Annotated in this window: 23 protein-coding genes; 13 read left to right on the forward strand and 10 right to left on the reverse strand. The window is 64.9% G+C overall.

Annotated elements, in window-relative coordinates:
* Positions 1-90: 90 nt before the first annotated feature.
* Together P9236_RS22965 and P9236_RS22970 are read right to left on the reverse strand one after the other, a co-directional pair.
* Entirely contained in the window at positions 91-564 is a 474-nt protein-coding gene (locus P9236_RS22965; RefSeq protein ID WP_278076851.1) for an Hsp20 family protein, read from the reverse strand.
* 281 nt (positions 565-845) lie between these two features.
* Positions 846-1187: a hypothetical protein gene (locus P9236_RS22970; RefSeq protein ID WP_278076852.1), complete on the reverse strand. Its 342-nt coding sequence runs from the start codon at positions 1185-1187 to the stop codon at positions 846-848.
* 323 nt (positions 1188-1510) lie between these two features.
* Between P9236_RS22970 and groES the strand changes: the two genes are divergently transcribed.
* The 6 genes from groES (at position 1511) to htpG (ending at position 6522) form a co-directional block, all read left to right on the forward strand.
* Entirely contained in the window at positions 1511-1825 is a 315-nt protein-coding gene (groES, locus tag P9236_RS22975) for a co-chaperone GroES (protein ID WP_278076853.1), read from the forward strand.
* 53 nt (positions 1826-1878) lie between these two features.
* Positions 1879-3507, forward strand: coding sequence for a chaperonin GroEL (gene groL / locus P9236_RS22980; RefSeq protein WP_278076854.1), 1629 nt, complete (start codon positions 1879-1881; stop codon positions 3505-3507).
* Between the two features lie 66 nt (positions 3508-3573).
* Positions 3574-3792, forward strand: coding sequence for a hypothetical protein (locus tag P9236_RS22985; protein ID WP_278076855.1), 219 nt, complete (start codon positions 3574-3576; stop codon positions 3790-3792).
* 55 nt (positions 3793-3847) lie between these two features.
* Positions 3848-4279: a hypothetical protein gene (locus P9236_RS22990; RefSeq protein WP_278076856.1), complete on the forward strand. Its 432-nt coding sequence runs from the start codon at positions 3848-3850 to the stop codon at positions 4277-4279.
* Complete coding sequence (locus tag P9236_RS22995; protein WP_278076857.1) at positions 4260-4565, forward strand: DUF982 domain-containing protein; 306 nt, start codon at positions 4260-4262, stop codon at positions 4563-4565. The genes P9236_RS22990 and P9236_RS22995 overlap by 20 nt, the downstream gene beginning before the upstream one ends.
* Positions 4566-4626: 61 nt before the next feature.
* Positions 4627-6522, forward strand: coding sequence for a molecular chaperone HtpG (htpG, locus tag P9236_RS23000; protein WP_278076858.1), 1896 nt, complete (start codon positions 4627-4629; stop codon positions 6520-6522).
* Between the two features lie 245 nt (positions 6523-6767).
* On the opposite strand, the gene P9236_RS23005 is transcribed toward htpG, so the two are convergent.
* From P9236_RS23005 to P9236_RS23025, 5 genes are all read right to left on the reverse strand, one after another.
* Positions 6768-8390 (reverse strand): ABC-F family ATP-binding cassette domain-containing protein, encoded by a 1623-nt coding sequence (locus tag P9236_RS23005; RefSeq protein WP_278076859.1) that lies wholly within the window; start codon positions 8388-8390, stop codon positions 6768-6770.
* Between the two features lie 173 nt (positions 8391-8563).
* Positions 8564-9307, reverse strand: coding sequence for a 2OG-Fe(II) oxygenase (locus P9236_RS23010; RefSeq protein WP_278076860.1), 744 nt, complete (start codon positions 9305-9307; stop codon positions 8564-8566).
* Positions 9308-9503: 196 nt separating this feature from the next.
* Positions 9504-10082 carry a hypothetical protein gene (locus P9236_RS23015; protein WP_278076862.1) on the reverse strand — a complete coding sequence of 193 codons (579 nt, stop codon included), beginning with the start codon at positions 10080-10082 and terminating at the stop codon, positions 9504-9506.
* 4 nt (positions 10083-10086) lie between these two features.
* The gene (locus tag P9236_RS23020; RefSeq protein ID WP_278076863.1) at positions 10087-10509 is read right to left on the reverse strand and encodes an OsmC family protein; all 423 of its coding nucleotides are present in this window, start codon (positions 10507-10509) and stop codon (positions 10087-10089) included.
* Between the two features lie 229 nt (positions 10510-10738).
* Complete coding sequence (locus tag P9236_RS23025) at positions 10739-12271, reverse strand: acid phosphatase (RefSeq protein WP_278076864.1); 1533 nt, start codon at positions 12269-12271, stop codon at positions 10739-10741.
* Positions 12272-12608: 337 nt separating this feature from the next.
* Here P9236_RS23025 and P9236_RS23030 point away from each other — a divergent pair, with 337 nt between their 5' ends.
* Both P9236_RS23030 and P9236_RS23035 read left to right on the forward strand, forming a co-directional pair.
* A complete protein-coding gene (locus P9236_RS23030; protein ID WP_278076866.1) occupies positions 12609-13853 on the forward strand; it encodes a cytochrome-c peroxidase in 1245 nt (414 codons plus the stop codon).
* A 146-nt stretch (positions 13854-13999) separates the two neighbouring features.
* The gene (locus tag P9236_RS23035; RefSeq protein ID WP_278076868.1) at positions 14000-14194 is read left to right on the forward strand and encodes a hypothetical protein; all 195 of its coding nucleotides are present in this window, start codon (positions 14000-14002) and stop codon (positions 14192-14194) included.
* 98 nt (positions 14195-14292) lie between these two features.
* Here P9236_RS23035 and P9236_RS23040 read toward each other — a convergent pair whose 3' ends face one another.
* Positions 14293-14880 (reverse strand): dihydrofolate reductase family protein, encoded by a 588-nt coding sequence (locus P9236_RS23040; protein WP_278076870.1) that lies wholly within the window; start codon positions 14878-14880, stop codon positions 14293-14295.
* Between the two features lie 103 nt (positions 14881-14983).
* Between P9236_RS23040 and P9236_RS23045 the strand changes: the two genes are divergently transcribed.
* The 5 genes from P9236_RS23045 (at position 14984) to P9236_RS23065 (ending at position 21391) form a co-directional block, all read left to right on the forward strand.
* Positions 14984-15400 (forward strand): helix-turn-helix domain-containing protein, encoded by a 417-nt coding sequence (locus P9236_RS23045; protein ID WP_278076871.1) that lies wholly within the window; start codon positions 14984-14986, stop codon positions 15398-15400.
* A 135-nt stretch (positions 15401-15535) separates the two neighbouring features.
* A complete protein-coding gene (locus tag P9236_RS23050; protein WP_278076872.1) occupies positions 15536-17656 on the forward strand; it encodes a TonB-dependent siderophore receptor in 2121 nt (706 codons plus the stop codon).
* Between the two features lie 46 nt (positions 17657-17702).
* Positions 17703-18578: an iron-siderophore ABC transporter substrate-binding protein gene (locus P9236_RS23055; protein ID WP_278076873.1), complete on the forward strand. Its 876-nt coding sequence runs from the start codon at positions 17703-17705 to the stop codon at positions 18576-18578.
* On the forward strand, positions 18568-20517 hold the full coding sequence (gene fhuB, locus P9236_RS23060) for a Fe(3+)-hydroxamate ABC transporter permease FhuB (protein ID WP_278076874.1): 1950 nt from the start codon (positions 18568-18570) through the stop codon (positions 20515-20517). Before P9236_RS23055 ends, fhuB begins: the two co-directional genes overlap by 11 nt.
* Before the next feature lie 148 nt (positions 20518-20665).
* Entirely contained in the window at positions 20666-21391 is a 726-nt protein-coding gene (locus tag P9236_RS23065; RefSeq protein ID WP_278076875.1) for a 3-keto-5-aminohexanoate cleavage protein, read from the forward strand.
* Between the two features lie 143 nt (positions 21392-21534).
* On the opposite strand, the gene P9236_RS23070 is transcribed toward P9236_RS23065, so the two are convergent.
* Positions 21535-22593: a Gfo/Idh/MocA family oxidoreductase gene (locus tag P9236_RS23070; protein ID WP_278076876.1), complete on the reverse strand. Its 1059-nt coding sequence runs from the start codon at positions 22591-22593 to the stop codon at positions 21535-21537.
* A gap of 88 nt (positions 22594-22681) precedes the next feature.
* Positions 22682-23467, reverse strand: coding sequence for a ThuA domain-containing protein (locus P9236_RS23075; protein WP_278076877.1), 786 nt, complete (start codon positions 23465-23467; stop codon positions 22682-22684).
* Positions 23468-23689: the final 222 nt, after the last annotated feature.

Below are 23689 nucleotides of genomic sequence, written 5' to 3' on the forward strand. Positions count from 1 at the left end.
GCTTTCCTCCTTTCCGTTCGCCCGGAAGACAATGCCTCAAGCGCCGGGACACATCACCCGGCGCTCCGCACGTAGCGCCGAGAAGAGGCCTCAAGCGGCCTGTTTCTCTTCGATCTTTTTCGTCGCGGCTTTTGGCACTGCCTTGTCCGCCGCGATGTCGATCCGGCGAGGCTTCATTTCTTCCGGAATCTCGCGCTTGAGATCGATCGTGAGCAGGCCGTTGACGAGGCTGGCACCGACGACCTTGACATGGTCGGCAAGCTCGAAGCGGCGCTGAAACGCGCGGCCGGCAATGCCGCGATGCAGGTACTCACCTTTGTCTTCGCCTGCCTTCTGACCAGAAACCATGAGCATATTCTGCTCCTGGGTAATGGCCAGTTCTTCCTGGCTGAAGCCCGCCACCGCCATAGTGATGCGATAGTCGTCCTCGCTTGTCTTGGCGATATCGTAGGGTGGCCAGTTGTCAGCGGTTTCGATACGGCTTGCCGTCTCGAGCGCACTCAGCATTCGATCAAAGCCGATGCTCGACCGGAACAGGGGAGAGAAGTCGAAACTGTTTCTCATAGCTACATCCTCCATTGAGCAACATAGATACGAGGAGCGCCAAGGACGCGGCGCTCCTTGACCTTGCCGGCCTCTTGCAAGCGCCGGCGAAAATCGATTTGGGAATTGATTTACCTTGCGTCAAGGGGCCTGAGCCGTTCAGCTTTGCACCAAGAACCTGCGACTGGGACCCGCCTTCAACGCATGGCAATAGCCATCTAAAGGTCTTGCAGGGCGATGGTGGGGCGGCGCGCACGAAGAAGTGCAGCGCCCCCAAAGCCGCATAGTCATCATAGAAGATGTCATGCATCCAGGCGGTCAATAATTTGCCGACGGTTACTCGTGCGCGTCGACTGCGCGGCCGCGGCGTCGAGTTGGCATAGCGCATTCATGATCTGATCGAAGGAGACCGGCAGATCGCTTCCCGGAGGCAGCCGCAACGCCGGGACGGACTCAACGGCACAGGCATCCGACGCCCAGGACGACAGGATTGCCCGCTTTTCCTGAAGGTCAAGGGTATCGTCCTTCACGACCTCGTCGGGGTGCTTGAAATGCCTTGCCGGCGACAGCAGCCGATCCAACGCAAGATCGCATGTTTCGGGAACAAGAGAAGGGATTATCGGCGAGACATCCTGTCGGTTCATCTGGTCCTCCGTCTTCCAAAACTCCTTTCGACAGCTTCAGCTTCAATGCGCTCACTCGTCGAGGGCTCGAATGATTTTGTTCCGCCTTCCGGAAAATTCAAGCGGAGAAGCACGCTACCCGTTCTGATTCGGCTCATGTTTTCATGGCATTAGCACTCGCATGGCACGAGTGCCAAAAATTTTTCCGCGACCTCTTGAAACCAGAAAAGGCAAAACCACATCCACATGCGCGCGATGCCGAAAGGATCGCGAGCCCTGCTCCGGGCCTTCCGGCCCGGAGTGGAGGAACCTCTCAAAATCTGTTTGTCCCGAAGGAGAACGATATGAAGTTCCATCCATTGCATGACCGTGTTCTGGTCCGCCGCGTCGAGGCAGAGGAGAAGACGGCCGGCGGCATCATCATCCCCGACACAGCCAAGGAAAAACCGCAGCAAGGCGAGATCATCGCCGTCGGTCCCGGCGCCCGCGACGAAAGCGGCAAGCTCGTCGCCCTCGACGTCAAGGTCGGCGACCGCATCCTGTTCGGCAAGTGGACCGGCACCGAGATCAAACTCGACGGCGAAGACCTGCTCATCATGAAGGAAAGCGACGTGATGGGTGTGATCGAACAGACATCCGCGCTCGGAAAAGCGGCCTGAGCCGGCCCAACTCTATCCGGTCAACGAAAGCTGCCTGCTGAAGGAGTGTTCCAATGGCTGCCAAGGAAGTGAAGTTCCATTCCGACGCCCGTGAGCGCATGCTGCGCGGCGTCAACATCCTCGCCGACGCGGTGAAAGTGACCCTCGGTCCGAAGGGCCGCAACGTCGTCATCGACAAGTCGTTCGGCGCCCCACGCATCACCAAAGACGGCGTCACCGTCGCGAAGGAAATCGAGCTCGAGGACAAGTTCGAGAACATGGGCGCGCAGATGGTGCGCGAGGTTGCGTCGAAGACCAGCGACATTGCCGGCGACGGCACGACCACCGCAACCGTTCTCGCCCAGGCGATCGTCAAGGAAGGCGCCAAGGCCGTTGCTTCGGGCATGAATCCCATGGATCTGAAACGCGGCATCGACAAAGCAGTCGAGGCTGTTGTCCAGGAGTTGAAGACTAACGCCCGCAAGGTGACCAGAAATGACGAGATCGCCCAGGTTGGCACGATTTCGGCCAATGGCGACGCCGAGATCGGCCGCTTCCTAGCCGAAGCGATGCAGAAGGTCGGCAACGAAGGCGTCATCACCGTCGAGGAAGCCAAGACCGCCGACACCGAGTTGGAAGTCGTCGAAGGCATGCAGTTCGATCGCGGCTATCTCAGCCCGTATTTCATCACCAACCAGGACAAGATGCGCGTCGAGCTGGAAGAGCCTTATGTGCTGATCCATGAGAAGAAGCTCTCAAATCTGCAGGCCCTGCTCCCGGTGCTGGAGGCGGTGGTGCAGTCGGGCAAGCCCCTGCTGATCATCGCAGAGGATGTCGAAGGCGAGGCGCTGGCGACGCTGGTGGTCAACAAGCTGCGCGGCGGCCTCAAGGTCGCGGCCGTCAAGGCTCCGGGCTTCGGTGATCGCCGCAAGGCCATGCTGGAAGACATCGCCATCCTCACGGGCGGCACCGCCATCAGCGAGGATCTCGGCATCAAGCTGGAAAACGTCACGCTGGAGATGCTCGGCCGAGCCAAGAAGGTGGTGGTCGAAAAGGAGAACACCACGATCGTCGACGGCGCCGGCAAGAAGGAGGAGATCCAGGGTCGCGTTACGCAGATCAAGGCGCAAATCGAGGAGACCACCTCGGACTACGATCGCGAGAAGCTGCAGGAGCGTCTGGCCAAGCTTGCCGGTGGCGTCGCGGTGATCCGCGTCGGCGGCTCGACGGAGGTCGAGGTCAAGGAGCGCAAGGATCGCGTCGACGATGCCATGCATGCGACCCGCGCCGCGGTCGAGGAAGGCATCCTTCCGGGCGGCGGCGTGGCGCTGCTCAGGGCCGCCAAGGCGCTCGACGCGGTGGCCGTCGACAATCCTGACCAGAGATACGGCGTCGACATCGTGCGGCGCGCCATCGAGGCTCCCGCTCGCCAGATCGCCGAAAACAGCGGGGCGGAAGGCTCGATTATTGTCGGCAAGCTGCGCGAGAAGACCGACTTCGCCTATGGCTGGAACGCCCAGACCGGTCAATATGGCGATCTCTACAGCCAGGGCGTCATCGACCCTGCCAAGGTCGTGCGTACCGCGCTGCAGGACGCCGCCTCGGTCGCCGGCCTGCTCGTCACCACCGAAGCGATGGTGGCCGAGAAGCCGAAGAAGGAAGCCGCGCCCGCCATGCCCACCGGTGCAGGCATGGACTTCTAAGACGCTGACCAAAGGCCCGCGCCCGGCTTCGGGAGCGGGCCTCGTGCGACAGATTGGGAGGCCATCATGGATGTGATGAGCGGTACCGGCCCGGTGCCGGCACCGACACATGAGCCGAGCGAATTCCTCGCCTATGAGGCGGAGTGCCGAATCGCTCTGCAGCCGCAGCTTGCAGGATTGCTCGACGCGGCCGAAGCCGCCGGCTGGAGACGCCGTACCGCCGCCTCAACGCTGATGTTCCTGGCGGCGCAGCAGGTGTCGGCGACGGCAGGCGCCAAGGGCTGAACAAGGAACTGGGCCCGTCCCACCAGGCGGGTCCTTCGTCAATTGCACCGCATCGATGACCGCATTCGATACGGGCATGCTGAAGGAGGTTACTGTGATTGCGGGACGTTTGCGTGAATGCATGAAGGTGCTGAGGTGGGACGCCGTCGACCTGGCTCAGGAGCTCAACCATCCGCAAAGCGAAGTGGCACGCTGGGTCGACGGCCGCGCGCGGATACCGCTCGCCGTTGGCGCCTGGATCGAGGCGCTGGTAAAGGCCCACAAGGCGCTCCCGCCGCCGGGATTGCTCCAATCCAAAGCCGTGGCGCACACGGGGCCGGCCGCGGCGATTCAAAGCCTCGAGGCCAACATCCTCAACCATCTGGAATCGCACGGCATCGTGCTGCAGTCGCCCTACCCGCGTCGCCACGCATCCGGTGGTCCTCGCCCCGATCCGATCGCCGTGCAGTCGAAAGGAGGTTCGGACCATGGAACACGACCACTTTGAAGAACCTGTCACCATTCTCGTCGGCATGGGCTTGCCAGCAAGGCTCGAAACCGTGATGGAGGCGCATGCCCTGCTTCAGGACTGGCCTTCGGCGAACAGGAGCAGCGCGCATGAGATCGCGCTCAACGCCTGCAAAGCCGGCATTGCCGGGGAGATCGACGCGGAAACGGTCAGGGCAACCCTTGTTGCCTTCGCGCGCCGCCACGATATTCTGGTGCCGGACATGGTTTCGCAGGCGCCAGCGGCGCTGGCGGACGGTACCCTTAGTACAAACAGCAACGGCTGAGAGATTGATGACCCGGCGCGCGCTGGCGCGGCGGATAGAAAGACTAGCGCAGGAATTCTGAATGACGACGGATACGAAAACGACGGAAACCAGGACATTCGAGGCGGACGTCTCGCGGCTGCTGCACATGATGGTGCATTCGGTCTATTCGGACCGGGACGTCTTCCTGCGCGAGCTGATCTCCAACGGCGCCGACGCCTGCGAGAAGCTGCGTTTCGAGGCCATCACCCGCCCCGAACTGTTGGGCGAGGACGCAAAGCCGCGCATCACCATTTCGGCCGATCCAGACAGCAAGCAGCTCGCCGTCGAGGACAACGGCATCGGCATGGGCCGCGAGGAGATGGCGGAGGCGCTGGGCACGATCGCCCGCTCGGGCACGCGCGCCTTCATCGAGCGCGTCGAGGCCGGCAAGGCGAGCGAAGACTCGGCACTCATCGGCCAGTTCGGCGTCGGCTTCTACTCGGTCTTCATGGTGGCCGATCATGTCGACGTCATCAGCCGCCTGGCCGGCAGCGAGGAAGCCTGGCGCTGGTCGTCCGACGGCAAAGGCACCTACGAGATCGCTTCCGTGCCGCTTGCCGCGGCGCCGAAACGCGGCACGCGCGTCGTGCTGCATCTGATGGAGGATGCAGCCTCCTACACCACGCCTTACCGGCTGGAGGGGCTGGCCAAGTCCCACTCCGGCCATGTGCCGGTGCCGATCGCGCTTATCGAGAAGCCGGGCGCCGAGCCACGCGACATCGCCGACGGCACGGCGCTGTGGGTGCGGCAAAAGAGCGAGATCAAGGCGGAAGAATACACCGATTTCTACCGCAGCGTCGCCGGCCAGTATGACGAGCCGGCCGCTACCATCCACTTCCGCGCCGAGGGCCGGCAGGAATACAGCGTGCTCGCCTTCGTGCCGGGTTCACGCCCGTTCGATCTGTTCGACCAGGACCGCAAGGGCCGCATGAAGCTCTATGTGCGGCGCGTCTTCATCACCGACGATGCCGATGTGCTGCCGCGCTACCTGCGCTTCGTGCGCGGCCTGGTCGATTCCGCCGACCTGCCGCTCAACGTCTCGCGCGAGATGATCCAGGAAAGTCCGCTGCTTGCCGCGATCCGCAAGGGCGTGACCAATCGCGTGCTTGGCGACCTCGCCAAGACAGCCGACAACGATGCCGAAGCCTACGCCAAGATCTGGGAGAATTTCGGCGTCGTGCTCAAGGAAGGGCTCTACGAGGATTACGAGCGGCGCGAGCAACTGCTGAAGCTTGCCCGCTTCCGCTCCACCACCTCCGGCGAAACCCTGCGCAGCCTGGCCGACTATGTCGCGGCGATGAAGGACGGCCAGAAGGCGATCTTCTTCATGGCCGGCGACGACCGCGCCCGGCTGGAAGCCTCGCCGCAGCTCGAAGGGTTCCGGGCGCGCGGCATCGAAGTCCTGCTTTTGACTGATCCGGTCGACAGCTTCTGGACGACGATGGCGCCGGAATTCGACGGCAAGCCGTTGAAGTCGGTGACGCAGGGTGCAGCCGATCTGTCGGAGATCCCCCTGCTCGACACCGGTTCGAAGCCGGATGCCGAAATCCCGTCCGAAATCGCGACCTTCCTGGCCTTCGTAAAGACGGCGCTGGGAGACGAGGTTTCGGATGTGAAGGCTTCCGACCGGCTCACCGAAAGCGCGGTTTGCCTGGTCGCGCCAGAGCATGGCCCCGATCGTCAGTTCGAGCGCCTGCTCAACGCCGCCGGTCGCCTCGACAAGGCGGCCAAGCCGATCCTCGAGATCAACCCGCGGCACGAGCGGGTCGCGGCACTCGCCAAGCTCGGGGTCGAGGAGCGGAGCTTCAAGGAAGACGCCGCGCATCTCCTCTATGACGAGGCGCGCGTGCTCGACGGCGACAAGCCGGCGGACGCCAAGGCGTTCTCGGCGCGGCTTGCGAGGCTGATCGAGCGCGGGTTGGCGAAGCAAGGATAAGATCGGTCGAGTTCCTTCGCGCCCCCCTCTGTCCTGCCGGACATCTTCCCCACGAGGGGGGAGATTGGACGTCACCGCGGCTTTCGCCAATCGCCAACGTCGCTGGATTGAGCGGGGCGCCCAAGTTGCCAATCTCCCCCCTCGTGGGGAAGATGTGCGGCAGGCCAGAGGGGGGCGCTGTCCCGCCAGCATTTCAAGGCTTCTGCCACACCGGGAGGGGCCGCCAGCATAGAAGCCGCGCGGCCCTACCCGCGCAGTCCCGGCGCTTCCTGGCCTGTTCGGGCGACATATTCCGTGTAGCCGCCGCCGTAGGTGTGGATGCCGTCGGGCGTGAGCTCCAGCACACGGTTCGACAGCGCGGCCAGGAAATGGCGATCGTGGGAGACGAAGAGCATGGTGCCTTCATATTGCGCCAGCGCCTCGATCAGCATCTGCTTGGTCGCCATGTCGAGGTGATTGGTCGGCTCGTCGAGGACCAGAAGGTTCGGCGGATCGAACAGCATCAGCGCCATCACCAGCCTGGCCTTCTCGCCACCGGACAGCACGCGGCATTTCTTCTCGATCTCGTCGCCGGAGAAGCCGAAGCAGCCGGCAAGCGCCCGGAGCGGCGCCTGGCCTGCCTGCGGGAAATTGTCCTCCAGCGTCTGGAAGACGGTGCGCTCGCCGTCGAGCAGTTCCATGGCATGCTGGGCGAAATAGCCCATTTTGACGCTCGGACCGCGCGCCACGGTGCCCTGGTCGGGCTCTGAGGCGCCGGCCACCAGCTTCAAAAGCGTCGACTTGCCGGCGCCGTTGACGCCCATCACACACCAGCGCTCGCGGCGGCGGATCTGGAAGTCGAGGCCGGCATAGATCGAGCGGCTGCCATAGGATTTGTGGATATTCTTCAGCGTCGCCACGTCCTCGCCGCAGCGCGGTGCCGGCTGGAACTCGAAGGCCACCGTCTGGCGCCGCTTCGGCGGCTCGACGCGGTCGATCTTGTCGAGCTTCTTCACCCGGCTCTGCACCTGGGCGGCGTGCGAGGCGCGCGCCTTGAAGCGCTCGATGAAGGCGATCTCCTTGGCGAGCATCGCCTGCTGGCGTTCGAACTGCGCCTGCAGCTGCTTGTCGGCCAGCGCCCGCTGCTCCTGGTAGAATTCGTAATTGCCCGAATAGGAGGTCAGCGCACCGGCGTCGATCTCGATCACCTTGGAGACGATGCGATTCATGAACTCGCGGTCGTGCGAGGTCATCAGCAGCGCGCCGTCATAGTCCTTCAGGAATTTCTCCAGCCAGATCAGGCTTTCGAGGTCGAGATGGTTGCTCGGCTCGTCGAGCAGCATGACGTCGGGCCGCATCAGCAGGATGCGGGCGAGCGCGACGCGCATTTTCCAGCCGCCGGAAAGTTTCGCGAAGTCGCCGTCCATCATTTCCTGGGAGAAGCCGAGGCCGTCGAGCACCTCGCGGGCGCGGCCGTCCAGCGCATAGCCGTCGAGCTCCTCGAAGCGATGCTGCAACTCGCCATAGCGCTCGATGATTTGATCCATCTCGCCGGCGCGATCGGGATCGCCCATGGCGTGCTCGAGATCGCGCATCTCGGCGGCCACCGCACTGACCGGACCAGCGCCTTCCATCACCTCGGCGACGGCGCTCATACCAGCCATGTCGCCGACATCCTGGCTGAAATAGCCGATGGTGACGCCGCGATCGACCGAGACCTGGCCTTCGTCGGGCTGCTCCTGGCCTATGATCATGCGGAACAGCGTCGTCTTGCCGGCGCCGTTCGGGCCGACGAGGCCGATCTTCTCGCCCTTCTGCAAGGCGGCCGAGGCTTCGATGAAGACGATCTGTCGGCCGTTCTGCTTGCCGATGCTTTCGAGACGGATCATGGGCGGTCCGGGTAAGGGCGCTGGGGTGGCGGGATTTGGCCGAGCGCTTACCCGAACGGCGGCGGCTATGGAAGAGGCAGAAGCGCCGCAGACTGGACGGCGAAAGTTGGCGAAGGCGGCGGCGACAGCCAATCTCCCTCTTGTGGGGGAGATTGGCGCTTCGGCGCCGCACCCTACTTCGCATCGTGGAAGATGATGCCAACCGTATGCCGTCGCCCCGAGCGCAAGCGGCTGACCCCGTGCCGCAGGTTTACCCGGTAATATCCCTTGGTGCCTTGCACCGGCCGGTTGTGGACGGCGAAAATCACCGCATCGCCGCGCTTGAGCGGCACCACCTCGGCGCGGCTTTGCATGCGCGGGCGCTGTTCGGTCAGCACGAATTCGCCGCCGGTAAAATCCTCGCCTGGCTCGGACAAGAGGATCGCCACCTGCAGCGGAAAGGCGAGCGCGCCGTAAAGATCCTGGTGCAGGCAGTTGAAGTCGCCGGGGCCGTATTGCAGCAAAAGCGGCGTCGGCTTGGTCTGGGCTTCGTCGTGGCAGCGCTTGAGAAAGGCGGCGTGGTCGGCGGGGTAGCGCAGCGCTGCACCCATTTTCTCGTTCCAGTCGTTGGCGACGGTGGCGAGCCGCGGATAGAGCGCGGTGCGCAGGCCCTCGATCAGATCGGGGAGCGGATAGCGGAAATAGCGGTACTCGCCCTTGCCGAAGCCGTGCCGCGCCATCAGCACATGGCTGCGGAAATGTTCTTCGTGCGGATAGAGGAAGGCGATTTCGGCACATTCCTCCGCAGACAGAAGGCCGGGCATGACCGCGCAGCCTTGGGCGTTGAGCTCGGAAACCAGAGCGCGCCAGTCCTGTGCTGCGACGCGGGATTCGGCGGAGCGGCCGGCGCGCTTGGTGTTCAGGGAATGGATGGTCATGGGTTGGCTCCATCGCTTGGTTGTCCCGAAGATGGGGCGAAGGAAATGCCGCGGCCACCCGATTCTTGCTGAGCCGGGCGCCCTCTCCTTCTCCCCTTGTGGGAGAAGGTGGCCTCGCGAAGCGAGGTCGGATCAGGGGTGCTGGAAGGAATGAGGCGGCGGCGATTTCACGCTTATCGCCAAGCTGGAACACCCCTCATCCGTCTCGGCGCGATCGCGCCGAGCCACCTTCTCCCACAAGGGGAGAAGGAGAGGGTTTGCGATACCTCTCCAGCTCCTGATCCATATCCACCTTCACCGCACTGGTGAACACGCATGTCGCCACCATGATGCCGGCGAAGGCGACGAGGTTGACCAGGAGCGTCTCGTCGTAGCGCGCCTTGAGCGCGGCCCAGATTTCATCGGGAACGGCATTCGCGTCGGCGGCGACTGCCTTGCCGAAGGACATCAGTAGCGCCTCGTCGGCGGTGGGCTCGATCGCCTCGGGATCAAGGCTGCCGTCGATCAGCGCGCGGCGGAAGAAGGTGACCGGAACCTCGGCGCGCATCGTCTCGGCGATCGCCATCGACAACAGCCATATCGCGCGGTCGTCGAGCGCGGACCTGAGCAGATCCCGCAGCGTGAACCATTCGGCGTAGATGCGGTGCGCGGCCGGCGAGTGCAGCAGGATGCGCTTCATGTTGGTCATGCGGCCGCGCAGTAAGAGCTCGCGGTCGTGCTCGGCGCGGATTTCGGGTGAAGCGGTCGCGTAGTCGATCGGAGAAAGATGGGCCATGCATTCACCCAAGCGTCGCGTGCAGCGCCGGCGCGCCGCGCAACGTGTTGGAGACGGTGCAGATCGTCTCGGCATCCTCGACGATGCGCCGCTTGGTGGCAGCGTCGAGATCGCCGGCAATCTCCAGCCTGATGGTGAATGTCTCGACCCGCGAGGGTTCGTCCTTCGCCTTCTCGCCGCCGACCTCCGCCCTCACCTCGCCAAGTCGGTTGGCAACGCCGAGGCGCGTTGCGGCGATGCGGGCGCTCAGCACCATGCAGGCGGCCAGGGAGGCAAAGAGCAAGTCCAGCGGGTTGAAGCCGGGCGCGCTGACCGAAGTCACCACATCCACCGCGCCGCCGGTCGGCGTCGTGACGGTCGGAAGGCCGCCGGGCGGCAGGATGGCAGAAGCGCCGGTCGCACGAGTTCTGATCTTTAGTTCGCTCATCGAATGTCCTCGTCCGATTTGGAGGTCATTGATAGCGGACGAGAATTCGTGAGGAAACCGGGAAGGTTAGGCGCTGACTTGGCAATTAGCGTTTCCTCGCTTCCATGAAATGGGGGAGAGGTGGCGCGGCGAAGCCGCGACGGAGAGGGGGACCGCCCTACGAAGGCCCCCACTCCGGCCGCTGCGCGGCCACCTCTCCCCCGCATTCGCGGAGGAGAGGAAAGGCGCCTCACTTCGTCAGATCAAGCGCGGCCGTGAGATCCCCCATCGGCGGCTCGTTGTTGGCGGCCAGCGCCTTGTCGCGGGCGACGAGGCCGGGCAGCACCGGCAGGTCGTAGCGGGCGGTGATGAAGCGCAGGATCGAGGTCGTGTCGTACTGCGTGTGGTCGACCGTGCCTATCTTGGCATAGGGCGAGATGATGAAGGCCGGAACGCGGTTGCCCGGCCCCCAGCGGTCGGCCTTGGGCGGCGCGACGTGGTCCCAGAAGCCGCCGTTCTCGTCATAGGTGACGACGACCAGCATATGCTGCCATTGCGGGCTCTTCTCCAGATGCGCGACGATATCGGCGAGGTGCTTGTCGCCGGACGACACATCGGCGTAGCCGCCATGCTCGTTCAAATTGCCTTGCGGCTTGTAGAAGGTGACGGCCGGCAGCTTGCCGTCGTCGATCGCCTTGATGAACTCGGTGCCGTCGAGGCCGCCATCCTTGAGGTGTTCGGCCCGCGCGGCCGTGCCCGGCGCGTAGGCCGCGAAATAGTTGAAGGGCTGGTGGTGGAACTGGAAGTTCGGCACCGGCGTCGCGTTCTTACCGTCGAGCGCCGCCTGCCAGGCGCCGCTATACCAAGCCCAGGAGATACCTTTCAGGGACAGCAGATCGCCGATGGTGATGTCGTGCTGCGGCGGCAGCGTGGTCGGCGCGGCCGGATCGGCGAGCGCCTTGTCGCCGCCCTCGGCCGGCTTGTTGGCGCTCGGCTGGTAAGGCGGCTGCATGGTGTTGACGACATAAAAGTCCGGCGTGATCGCGCCGTCATTGGCGAATTTCGGCACGCCGCCAAGCGCGGAGGCCGGCGAATTATCGGCCACCTTCAACGTCACGCCGTCGGGCTCGACGACGGCGATCTGGCCCTTCGCCGGGCTGGTGTCGGCATGCGGATAGAACGGCACGCAGACACAAGCCAGCATGAAGTGGTTGAGGAAGGAGCCGCCGAAGGCGCCTTGGAAGAAATTGTCTGCGAGCACGTATTTCTTGGCCACCGCCCACATCGGCAGCACCGAGCCGTCATAATGGCCCATCACCAGCGCGCCGGAATCGGCCCAGGCGACGAACTTGTCGTTCTTGCCTCCGTCGATCTGCATCTGCTCCTGGTAGAAGCGGTGCCAAAGATCATGCGTGATGACGTTGGTGCCCTCGTTGAAACCCTTGGGATCGTCGATGGCGAAGACAGCATTGGCGAGATGCGCGGTCTGGGCTTCCGTCACCGCAGGGGTCACACCCTTGCCGGTCAGTCCGCCCCAGGCCGGCGGCAGCTCGGAAAGCGGCTTGCCGTCGCGGTCGAGCTGGCGCGCCTGGTCGGTCGAGACGTTGGCGAGGCCATTGGCGCCGGGGAAGCCGCCATAAAGATTATCGAAGCTGCGATTCTCGGCATAGATAACGACGACGGTGTCGATCTTGTCATAGCCGGGAGGAGCCGCCTGGGCAGCAGCGGCGAACGATGCCAGCGCCGTCGAGGCGAGGCAAAGGGAGAGGAAAGACCGGATCATTTAGGGATGCCTCGTGGCTGGGGAATGGCTGGAGAAACCAGGCGACGCTAGGGCGGGTGCTTGTCAGCTTTGTGACAGGGGGGTGGAGCGCGATGGGCATTAAGCGAACCTGCTACGCTGGCGGGACAGCGCCCCCCTCTATCCTGCCGGACATCTCCCTCGGGGGGACCAGCGTTGCAGGAATGGCACCTTCGGTGCAACTGTCAATCTCCCCCAAGTGGGACCCAAGTGGTGGGAGATGTCCGGCAGGACAGAGGGGCGCGAAGGAACTCGACGCGCGCAAATGACCACGTCTCAAATGTCATCAATCCGTAGCAATCCACGCCTACGCAAAACTATGACACGCTGGACCTCCGTCGCCTTCGCAACGCTCGCCGGCGCCATCCTCTGGCCGGCCCAAAGCCTCCCGTCCGGCAGCGTCCACCCCGGCCCGATGACGCGCGCGGAAGCCTTCGCGCGCGCCGAGGCGCTGACGGCGCTCGGGCGGCAGATGTTCTTCGATCCGGCGCTGTCGGCCTCGGGCAAGCAGGCCTGCTCGTCCTGCCACGATCCCAACCATGCCTTCGGCCCGGCCTCGGCCGCGCCGGTGGAGATGGGCGGGCAGAATCTCGACCAGCCGGGCCTGCGCGCGGTGCCGTCGCTGCGCTACCTGCAGGCGGCGCCCGCCTTCACCGAGCATTTCTACGATTCCGAAGACGAGGGCGACGAGAGCGTCGACAACGGCCCGACCGGCGGGCTGACCTGGGACGGCCGCGCCGACCACGGCAAGGACCAGGCCCGGATCCCGCTTTTGTCGCCCTTCGAGATGGGCAACAAGGACGAAGCCCAGGTGATCGCCAGCTTGCGCAAGGCGCCCTATGCCGAGGCCTTCGAGGCGGCGTTCGGCGCGGATGTTTTCGAGCATCCGCAGGATGCCTTCGATGCCGCGGTGGAAGCGCTCGGCACCTTCGAGCAGAGCAGCGTCGACTTCTATCCCTATTCCAGCCGCTACGACGCCTTCCTGGCCGGCAAGGCGCAGCTGACGGAGCAGGAGCTGCGCGGCCGGGCGCTGTTCGAGGACGAAACCAAAGGCAATTGCGCAAGCTGCCATCTCAGCGAGCCCGCCAATGATGGCGAGCCGCCGCAATTCACCGACTACGGCCTGATAGCCATCGCCGTGCCACGCAATCCGGCGATCCCGGCAAACGCCGATCCCAACTATTTCGACCTTGGCCTCTGCGGCCCGGTGCGCACCGATTTCAAGGGCCACGGCGAGTATTGCGGCCTGTTCAAGACGCCGACGCTGCGCAACGTGGCGCTGCGCAAGAGCTTCTTCCACAACGGCTATTTCCACACGCTGCGCGAGGCGGTGGCCTTTTACGCCAGCCGCGACAGCGACCCCGGCCGCTGGTATCCGAGGAACGCCGACGGCACGGTCGACAAATTCGACGACCTGCCAAAAGCCTATTGGGGGAATCTCAGTACGGACCCGCCCTTCAACGGCAGGAAGCCTGGCGACAAGCCGGTGCTGACCGATGCCGAGATCGACGACATCGTCGCTTTCCTCGGCACGCTGACGGATGCGGATCAGGCGGGACAGTGAGGCCGCGCGCCGGCATTGCCCGCGTCGTTCGGATTTGCCGCTCGGCACGAAACGATCGGTGGACAAGGCCAGCTTGTGTGAGCCAGATCATAGGAACGCCATGAAACGCCTGTTAGATTAGGTGCTCATCATGGATGGAGTCTCGGATGAGATTCGTCGCGGTGCTGGACCCCACCGGCAGTTGGGCGGTGTTTGATACGGCCAATGAGGAGCCCGCCGAATTGGCCGGCCGCGTGCTCATCGGTCTGACGCCGCTTGAGGCCTGGTGGCTCACGGCCGCAGCCAATGATGAGGCGGGATACCGGGAAATCCACGCACAGGGGCCGTATCCAAGCCAATAAGGCGGGACAGTTGATCGTCCCCGAGGAAAAGCGCGATCGAACAAGCGATTGAGACAGTGCGCTGTCCGATTGATTCGAGCAGCGCGCCTTGATCCCCCTCACCCGGCCGGCGCGTAGCGGCTCACCACCATGCCGCAGGCATAGGATTTGGACCCGAGCAGTTTCAGCCTGGCGAAGCCGCCCTGGTCGAAGATGCGGCGGCCGGCGCCCAGCACCGCCGGATTGATGAAGAGCTGGAACTCATCGACCAGCCCGGCGGCGGTCAGGGCCGAGGCGAAACCGGCGCCGCCGAACACGGCGATGTCGCCGCCCTCGCCCGCCTTCAGCGCATTGACCTCGCGCGGCAGGTCGCCGCTGGCGACACGTGTGCGCTCCCAGCGCGAGGCATTCAGCCTGTCGCTCAGCACCACTTTTTGCGCTTCGACGATGCGCTGGGCGAAGGCGTGGAAGCGGTCTTGCGGATATTTCCCCGCCGCATTGCTCCAGTGGCCGACATAGCCGTCCTCGGCCATCTTGCGGCTGAGCAGAATGGTATCGATGGTGTCGAAGACGGCATTGAAGTCCGCCTTCAGCTCGTCGTCCCAGTCGCTCTCCTCGTCCCAATCCCAAAGCTGCCAGCGATGCTCTTCAATCGCCCCGACGAAGCCGTCGACCGACATCTGCATCTGTAGGATAAGCTTCTTCATCTCCGGGCCTCCTCATGCTCTTAATTGCTTTACTTTTGGAACTGTTTGACACTTGAGGCGAACGATGTCAATAGTAAAGTGATTTAAAAATGGAACCGAATTTATGTCGACAAAGGAAAGGTCCGGCTGCCCGATCAGCCTGTCGCTCGAGCTCATCGGCGACCGCTGGACGCTGCTCATCATCCGCGACCTTGTCTTCGCCGGAAAAAGGCATTTTCGCGAATTCCTTCAGTCGGACGAGGGCATATCGTCGCGAACGCTGGCCGAGCGGCTGCAGACGCTGCAGGACGAAGGCATCCTCACCCGCAGCGACGACCCCAGCCACGGGCTGAAGGCGATCTACCGGCTGACGGAAGCGGGCATCGACCTGCTCCCGGTGCTGGCGACGCTCGGCGCCTGGGGCAGCAAATACCGCAAGGCGGACGGCGATCTCGCCCGGATCGCCAGGGAGCTCGCGGCCGGGGGCGAGCCGGCACTGGCACGGATGAAAGAGAAACTGCGGGCAGAGCATCTGGGTTAGCGCGTCGCCGCAACTGCCGATCTACCTCCTCGTGGGGGAGATCGTAGCCTCTCAGTTTTGCCTGACAAAATAAAAGTTGACTCTTTTACTCATCTTGAATAGCGCTGCGCAGCTATCGGAGATGGGATCAGGGTGATGACGAACCGGCGCGTTCTGGCGGGGCTTTTGCTGGCAACGACTTTCCTGGGTGCGCCACATGTGCTGGCGCAGGAGAAACAGGACGTGCTGGCGCCGATCCAGATCGAGGGCGAAGCCGGCACCGGCAGCGCCGGGTTCGACGGCTACAAGGCCAAGAAGGACGCCAGCGCCAGCAAATCCGACCAGCCGCTGGAAAAGACGCCGCAAGCGGTGAGCGTGGTCGGCAGTCGACAAATCGAGGACCAGGCCGCGCGCAGCGTCGTCGAAGCGACGCGCTATTCGCCGGGCATCCGCTCCGAAACCTTCGGCAACGACACCCGCAACGACTGGTTCCTGATCCGAGGCTTCTCCTCGCAGGTCAGCAGCTACTTCCTCGACGGGCTGCAGTTGCAGTCGAGCGACAGTTTCGCCACCTGGAAGGTGAACCCTTACCTCCTCGACCGCATCGACGTCCTGCGCGGGCCGTCGTCGGCGCTCTACGGCGCCTCGAATCCGGGCGGTCTCATCAACCTCGTCTCCAAGCGGCCGACCTTCCAGAACCGCGGCGAGACCGCGATCGGCGTCAACGAGTTCGGCAATGTCTGGACCGGCCTCGACGTCGAGGGCGTCAACAAGGACGGCACGCTCGCCTACCGCTTCATCGCCACAGGCAATTATGGCGGCACCCAGGTCGACTTTACCGACAACGACCAGTTCGCCGTCATGCCGGAAGTGACCTGGAAGCCGGACGAGGACACCAGCCTCACCGTCTATGCCAACGTCTCGAAGCTGAAGACGCGCGGCCAGAATTTCTTGCCCTATGTCGGCACCGTGGTCGACGCGCCATTTGGAAAAATCCCGCGCGACCTGTTCACCAGCGAGCCCAGCGTCGACAAGTTCGAGCGCTCGCAGCAGATGATCGGCTATGAGTTCGAGCATCGCTTCGACAATGACGTGACGGTCAGGCAGAACCTGCGCTACGGCCATCTCGAGGTCGATTTCCGCAATGTCTATGGCGAAGGCTGGGTGAGCCCGCCGACCACCACCACGGCGTTGCTCGATCGCGCCAACTTCCTGTCGAAGCCGAACCTCGGCCTGTTCACCGTCGACAATCAGGTCGAATGGAAGACGTCCACAGGCCCGATCGACCACACGCTGCTTCTCGGCCTCGACTACAAGCGCTTCGACCTGCATGACGAGTCAGGCTTCGAGGACGCGCCGCCGCTCGACGTCTTGAACCCGGTCTATAACGGGGCGCCGCCCGTCACCTCGCGCTACGACCAGTCGAACACCTTGCAGAACCAGACCGGCCTTTATGCCCAGGACCTGATGACGATCGACCGCCTGAACCTGGTTTTCAGCGGCCGCTACGATGACGCCCAGACCACAGTCACCGACCGCCCGACCGGCGTGCGAGCGAGCTATTCCAGCGACGCCTTCAGCGGCCGCGCCGGCGCCATCTACAATTTCGACAACGGCATCTCGCCCTATGCCTCGATCTCGCGCTCGTTCCTGCCGCTGACCGGCAAGGACTCCTCCACCGGCGAGGCCTTCAAGCCCGAAACGGCGGTGCAATACGAGGTCGGCGTCAAATACCAGCCGACCTGGCTGAGCGATGTGCTGCTCACCGCTTCGCTGTTCGACCTGACGCGCCAGAATGTGGTGACCAGCGACGGCGTGCTGTTCAACCGGCAGATCGCTAAGGTGAATTCGCGCGGCGTCGAGCTCGAAGCCGTCGGCCAGCTTACGCCCGACCTGACGCTCACCGCCGCCTACACCTGGTACGACCTCAAGATCAGGGAAGGCAATCCGGCCGAGATCGGCAAGGTGACGACCGGCACGCCGGAACAGTTCGGCTCGCTCTGGCTCGACTATGCCATTCCCTCCGACCGCCTGCCGAGCATCACCATCGGCGGCGGGGTACGCTATGTCGGGTCCTCCTTTGCCGACAGCGTCAACACGCAGAAGGTGCCCGACTATGCCGTGGTCGACGCCGCGATCCGCTACGAGAAGGACAACTTCAAGGCTGCGCTCAACGTCTCCAATCTGTTCGACAAGGCCTATGTCGCTTCCTGCAATATCACTTGCTTCTACGGCGAGAGCCGCGAGATCAGCCTGACCATGGGCTATAAATGGTGACGGCTGGCAGGTATCCGTGATCGCAAGGCTCTTGGCGTCGTTGCTCTTGGCGTCGTTGCTCGCGCTGCTGCCGGTGCTGCCGGCGGTGGCCGATGAAGCCGTGCCCGCGCATGCCGAGCGGGTTGCGACCATCGACTGGGGAACGGCCGAGACACTGCTGGCGCTGGGCGTCACGCCGGTCGGGCTTGCCGAAACCGCTGGCTATCGCGACTGGGTCGGCTCGCCTGCCCTGCCCTCCGATGTCGCCGAACTCGGTCTGAGAGCCACGCCGAGCCTCGAATATCTGGCGGCGCTGAAGCCCGACGTCATCCTGTCCACACCGCAATTCACGGCGATCGAGCCGGTGCTCGGCAAGATCGCGCCGGTCATCAGCCTCGCCACCTATACCGACGACCTCGAGCCCTACCGCCATGCGCAGGAGAACACGAGGCGGCTCGGCGCGCTTCTCGGCCGCGAGCAGGCGGCGACCGATCTCGTTGCCGCCACAGATGCGCGCATCGCCAAGCTCAAGGATGCCGTCGGCGCGGCGGCGACAAGGCCGGTGCTGGTGCTCTATTTCCAGGACGACCGCCACGCCTGGGTGTTCTGCCGCGGCAGCCTGTTCGACGATGTGCTGAAGCGCGCCGGGCTGAAGAATGCCTGGACGGGCCCGGGCAATTTCTGGGGTTTTGCCAATGCCGGCGTCGACCGGCTGTTTGCAATCCGCGACGCGGCCGTGCTGGTGATCGAGCCGGTGCCGCCCGCCGTGCGCGCCAAGCTCGGGGCGCGCGACGGGCTGCTCGGCCAGTTGCCGGTGTTCGCGCCCGGCAACTATGCGATCCTGCCCAGCGTCTGGGGTTTTGGCGGCCTGCCCTCGGCCGGCCGTTTCGCCAACCAGCTTTTGCAACACGCAGAGCTTTTCGAGCGCGGCCATGCTTCGTGACCGCCGCCGGCTGGCAATCCTTTTCGCGGGCGGCGTCTATCTGCTGCTCGCCGCCGGGTTGATCGCCACCAACATCGCCGATATCCAGGGCAGCGAAGCGGTGCGGGCGCTACTCCTCGACTATGCCTATTGGCCGCGGCTCACCGTTTCGCTGCTGGCGGGCGCGGCCCTCGGCCTGGCCGGCGTCCTGATGCAGCAGGTGCTGCAGAACCCGCTCGCCGCGCCCGAGACGCTCGGCGTCAATGCCGGCGCGCATCTGGCGCTGACCGTCGGCGTGCTTGCAGCGCCCGCCTTGCATGCCGCTCATCCCGAGCCGCTCGCGATTGCCGGCGCCTTCACGGCCTGGGGGCTGATCGCGGCGATCGGCTGGCGGCGCCGCGCCGATCCGACGACGCTGATCCTCTCAGGCTTCGTCGTCAGTTTCGCGCTCGGCTCGGTCTCCAGCCTCTTGATGCTGCTCAACCAGCAATATCTCGCCTCGATGTTCATCTGGGGCGCCGGCTCGCTGGTCGAGGACGGCTGGACCGGCGTCGAGCAACTGGCGCTGCGCGTCGCTGTCGGCGTGATCGTCACCGCCGCCCTGGCGCGGCCCCTGCTGATCCTCGGTTTCGGCGAGCAGCAGGCTAAAAGCCTCGGCCTGTCGAAGCTCTCGAAGCCGCTGCTGCTTGCCACCGCGGTGCTGCTGTCAGCAAGCGTGGCGGCCGCCGTCGGCATCATCGGCTTCGTCGGGCTGGCGGCGCCGCATCTGGCGCGTGTGCTCGGCGCGGAAAAACTCGGTGAGCGGCTCGTCGCCGCGCCGCTGGCCGGTGCCGGCCTGGTGCTCCTCGTCGATCAGCTCATCCAGCGCCTGCCGCCCGACCAGGCGGCGAACCTGCCCACCGGCGCCGTCACCGCGCTGATCGGCGCGCCAATGCTGATCTTCTTGCTGAGACGGGTGCCGCGCCTGATGCTGGAGACAGGCGGCGGGATCGCCACTCGTCTCGGTGGCGGCAGCGCAGGGCGGCCGATGGTCGTGCTTGCCGGCTTGGCCATCCTGCTCGCCCTTGCGCTTGCTCTTGCCTTCCTTCTTGGCCGCGCGCCCGATGGCGTCGGTCTCCATCCGGAGGCGTTTGCCTGGCGCCTGCCACGCGTCGTCGCCGCCTGCGGCTCGGGTCTTGGGCTCGGCGTCGCCGGCTGCCTCGTCCAGCGCCTGTTCGCCAACCCGATGGCGAGCCCGGAAATCCTCGGCATCGGCGGCGGCGTCGCCATGGGGTTGATCGCGGTGCTGCTCATCTTTGCCGATGCCGGCGCCGGGCTGCAGCTCTTCGGCGCAACGGTCGGCGCGCTTGTCGTCACCTGCGCCATACTGCTGATCGGCCTCGACCGCGGCTTCACGCCGGAACGGCTGTTGCTGACCGGCATCGGCATCACCGCCCTGCTCGACGCTTCGAGCCTGTTGTTTCTCGCACTTGGCGATCCGCGCTCCGGCCAGGTGCTCGCCTGGCTGAGCGGCTCGACTTATTGGGTGGAACCCGACTTCGCGATCGTCGTGTTCCTGGCCGGCCTCGCCGGGCTGGCGCTCTCGGCGCTTGCCTGCCGCTGGTTGGAGATCCTGCCGCTCGGCGCCGGCGTCGCGACCGGCCTCGGCGTTCCGCTTCGCGCCGCGCGACTGGCGGTGCTGGTGCTTGCGGCGATCGCGACGGCGGCCGCGGCGCTGGTCGTCGGCCCGATGAGCTTCGTCGGGCTGCTCGCGCCGCATCTGGCCGGGCTGATGGGCCTGCGCCGCGCCGGGCCGCAATTGTTCGGCTCGGCGATAACAGGGGCGGCGCTGGTGGTGTTCGCCGACTGGACCGGCCGCGTTGTGTTTGCTCCGACGGAGTTGCCGGCAGGGGTGCTGTCGGTGCTGATCGGAAGTTTGGCGGTGATGGGGGTGATGATGGGGAGACGGGCGATGCGTTGAGGCTGCAAGTCAGTCCTGCCAGGCCAGCGCTCTACGGCGCGCGCTGAAGATCACGGCGACCACGGACGTCTGTCAGCAAGCTTCATTATCCGCCGTTTCCGCTTTGCCCCGCCTGCGCTAGATTCGCATTAACAACAGGATCGCCGCCATGATCGTCCAGGCCTGCATCAACGGCGCCCACGCCGCCGATTTCCATCCTGCCCTGCCGCTCGACCCGGACGCCATGGCGCGTGACGGCGCCGCCTCGCTCGCTGCAGGCGCAGCCGAACTCCATGTCCATGCGCGCGGCGCCGACCGCCAGGAAAGCCTCGCCCCGGAAGCGATGGACCGGACGGTGGCGGCCCTGCGCCGCGCCTGTCCGGGCACGCTGATCGGCGTCTCCACCGGCGCCTGGATCGAGAAGGACGACAGGCGCACCCTTGCCGCCATCGCCGGCTGGCGTGAGCTGCCCGACTATGCCTCGGTCAATCTCGGCGAGGCGGCGGCGCCCGAGGTGATGGAGGCCCTGCGCGAGCGCGGCGTCGGCATCGAGGCCGGGCTGGCGTCGATCGGCGACGCGCTCAGGCTCGCCAACCTCGATCACGGCCGTCGGGTGCTGCGCGTGCTGATCGAGATTTCCGAGCAGACGCTGGACGAGGCCTTTGCCGTCGCCGACGGCATCGAAAAGGTGCTGCAGCGCGAAGGCATCCACCGCTCGATCCTGCTGCATGGCGAGAACGCCACCGTGTGGCCTTTTGTTCAGCGGGCGGCGCTGCGGAAATTTTCGACCCGCGTTGGGTTGGAGGACGGCAAGGAGTTGCCCGGCGGCAGCGTGGCCGACGGGAATGCGGCGCTTGTAGCGGCGGCGGTGGGGATTTATCGGGCGAGACGGTAGCAGAGCTTGGGTTCCTCGCCCCACGAAAGTGGAGGAGAGGTGGCTCGACGCAGCGGAGATGAAGGGGAGCGCCCTGCGAAGGCCCCTCTCCGGCGGCTTCGCGGCCACCTCTCCCCCGCCGTTGGCGGGGGCGAGGAAAGGCGCTACTGCGTATCCGCGTTGGCCCTCAGCTCGGCGCGCTTCTCGTCGGACACCACGGCGAGATCCAGCACCTTCTGCAGGCCCGCGGCGTGGCGGAAGTTCGGCTCGGTCTGCACACCGCTGCGAATGGCATCGACGAAGCGCTGGTAGTTGGTCGGCACGGTGCCGGCGTCGAGTTCTTCCCATTTGGCGTTCTCGACATTCTCGCCGACGCAGGCCTTGAGCAGCGAGCCGTTGAGATTGTGCACCACCTCGATGCCGCCCTTGTCGCCATAGATGCGCAGCCTGAGCTCGTTCAGATGGCCGGTCGCCCAGCGGCTGGCATGCACCATGCCGAAGGCGCCGTTGGCGAAGTCGAGCGTCATGGCGAAGCTGTCATTGGCGTCGAGCTGATATTCGCCGATACGGTTGCCCGGCGCCTTGTCGAAGGCGCGCAGCCGGCAGAAGACGTGGTCGATGTCGAGCGCCGCGCCATAGCTGGCAAAATCGAGGATATGGATGCCGACGTCGCCGAGCACGCCGTTGGAGCCATGGCCGCGCGACAGCCGCCAGAGCCATTTCGGGTCGGTGCGCCAGTCGCCCCAGAATTTCGACACCAGCCAGCTCTGCAGATAGGAGGCCTCGACATGGCGCACCGTGCCGATCTCGCCCGCCTGCACCATCTTCCGCGCCTTCTGCAGCGGCGCCACGTTGCGATAGGTGAGGTTGACCATGTTGACGATGCCTGCGGCCTCCGCGGCATCGGCCATCTCGCTCGCCTTGCCGAAATTCTCGGCCAGCGGCTTTTCGCACAGCACCGGCTTGCCGGCGGCAATCAGCGCCATGGTGGTCGGGTGGTGGATGCGGTCGGGCGTGACGTTGGCGACCGCGTCGAAATCGCCCCAGGCGAGCGCAGCCTCCAGCGAGGTCAGCCGCTTCGGGATGTTGTAATTGTCGGCGAATTCGCCGACGCGGGCCGGATCGACATCGACCGCGCCGACGATGTCGACGCCCTCGATCGCGCTGAAGCGGCGGGCGTGTTCCTGCGCCATCCAGCCGGTACCAAGTATCAAAAGCCGCATTTTCTTGCACTCCGAGCAAATTGGTTCGATTCAAATGATGCGACGCAATGTGGCCTAAGCCTCGTCGTCGCGCAATTCCCGAGTGCTTCTAGCGGAAACCGGCCTCGCCGGATGCGTGCAGCTTGCCGCCGCGCTCGACGATCGGCTCCAGCGCCTTCTCGACCGGCACGTTCGGCGCATCGAGGATGGCCGGCTTCGAGCCTTGTGGGTTATGCGCCCACTTCACCGCGTTGCGCAGCACCTTGTGGACGGTGGCGTCGTGATAGGTCGGATAGGTCTCGTGGCCAGGGCGAAAGTAGAAGACGTTGCCCGCGCCACGCCGGTAGGTCAGCCCCGAGCGGAACACCTCGCCGCCCTGGAACCAGGAGATGAAGACCGTCTCCAGCGGCTCGGGAACGGCGAACTGCTCGCCATACATCTCTTCGTTCTCGAGCTCGAAATACTCGCCGACGCCTTCGGCGATCGGATGGCTGGGGCTCGTCACCCAGAGCCGCTCGCGCTCGCCGGCCTCGCGCCATTTCAGCGTGCAGGGCGTGCCCATCAGCCGCTTGAAGATCTTTGAGAAATGGCCGGAATGAAGCACAATCAGCCCCATGCCTTGCCAGACGCGGCGAGCGACGCGCTCGACCACCTCGTCGGCCACCGCGCCATGGTCCTTGTGGCCCCACCAGACGAGCACGTCGGTCTCGGCGAGGCGGGATTCCGGCAGGCCGTGCTCCGGCTGCTCCAGCGTCGCGGTCGATGCGGAGATCGCCTTGTCGGCGTTGAGCGCGTTGGCGATGGTCGTGTGCATGCCTTGCGGATAGATGCCGGCGACCACCTCGTTGGTCCGCTCATGGATGTTCTCGCCCCAGACGACAGCGCGTATTGTCATGGTTTCCTCGTGCATGATTGTGAGGGTGGAGCCGCCCCGGCGGTCATTCATAAAGGCTTCGGCGGGCATTGGAAGGGTGTTTCGAGGGTCGCGCTTGCGCCCCGGTCTCGTCATTCTAGGGCGGAGCAAGGAGCGAAGCGACGCGCGCAGACCCTAGAATCCATGCCGTGACCGCTGCCGAAGAGCGGAGCGGTGCAGAACAAAGGATCGTTCTGCACCGGA

The organism is Mesorhizobium sp. WSM4884, assembly GCF_029625675.1.
Lineage (GTDB): Bacteria > Pseudomonadota > Alphaproteobacteria > Rhizobiales > Rhizobiaceae > Mesorhizobium.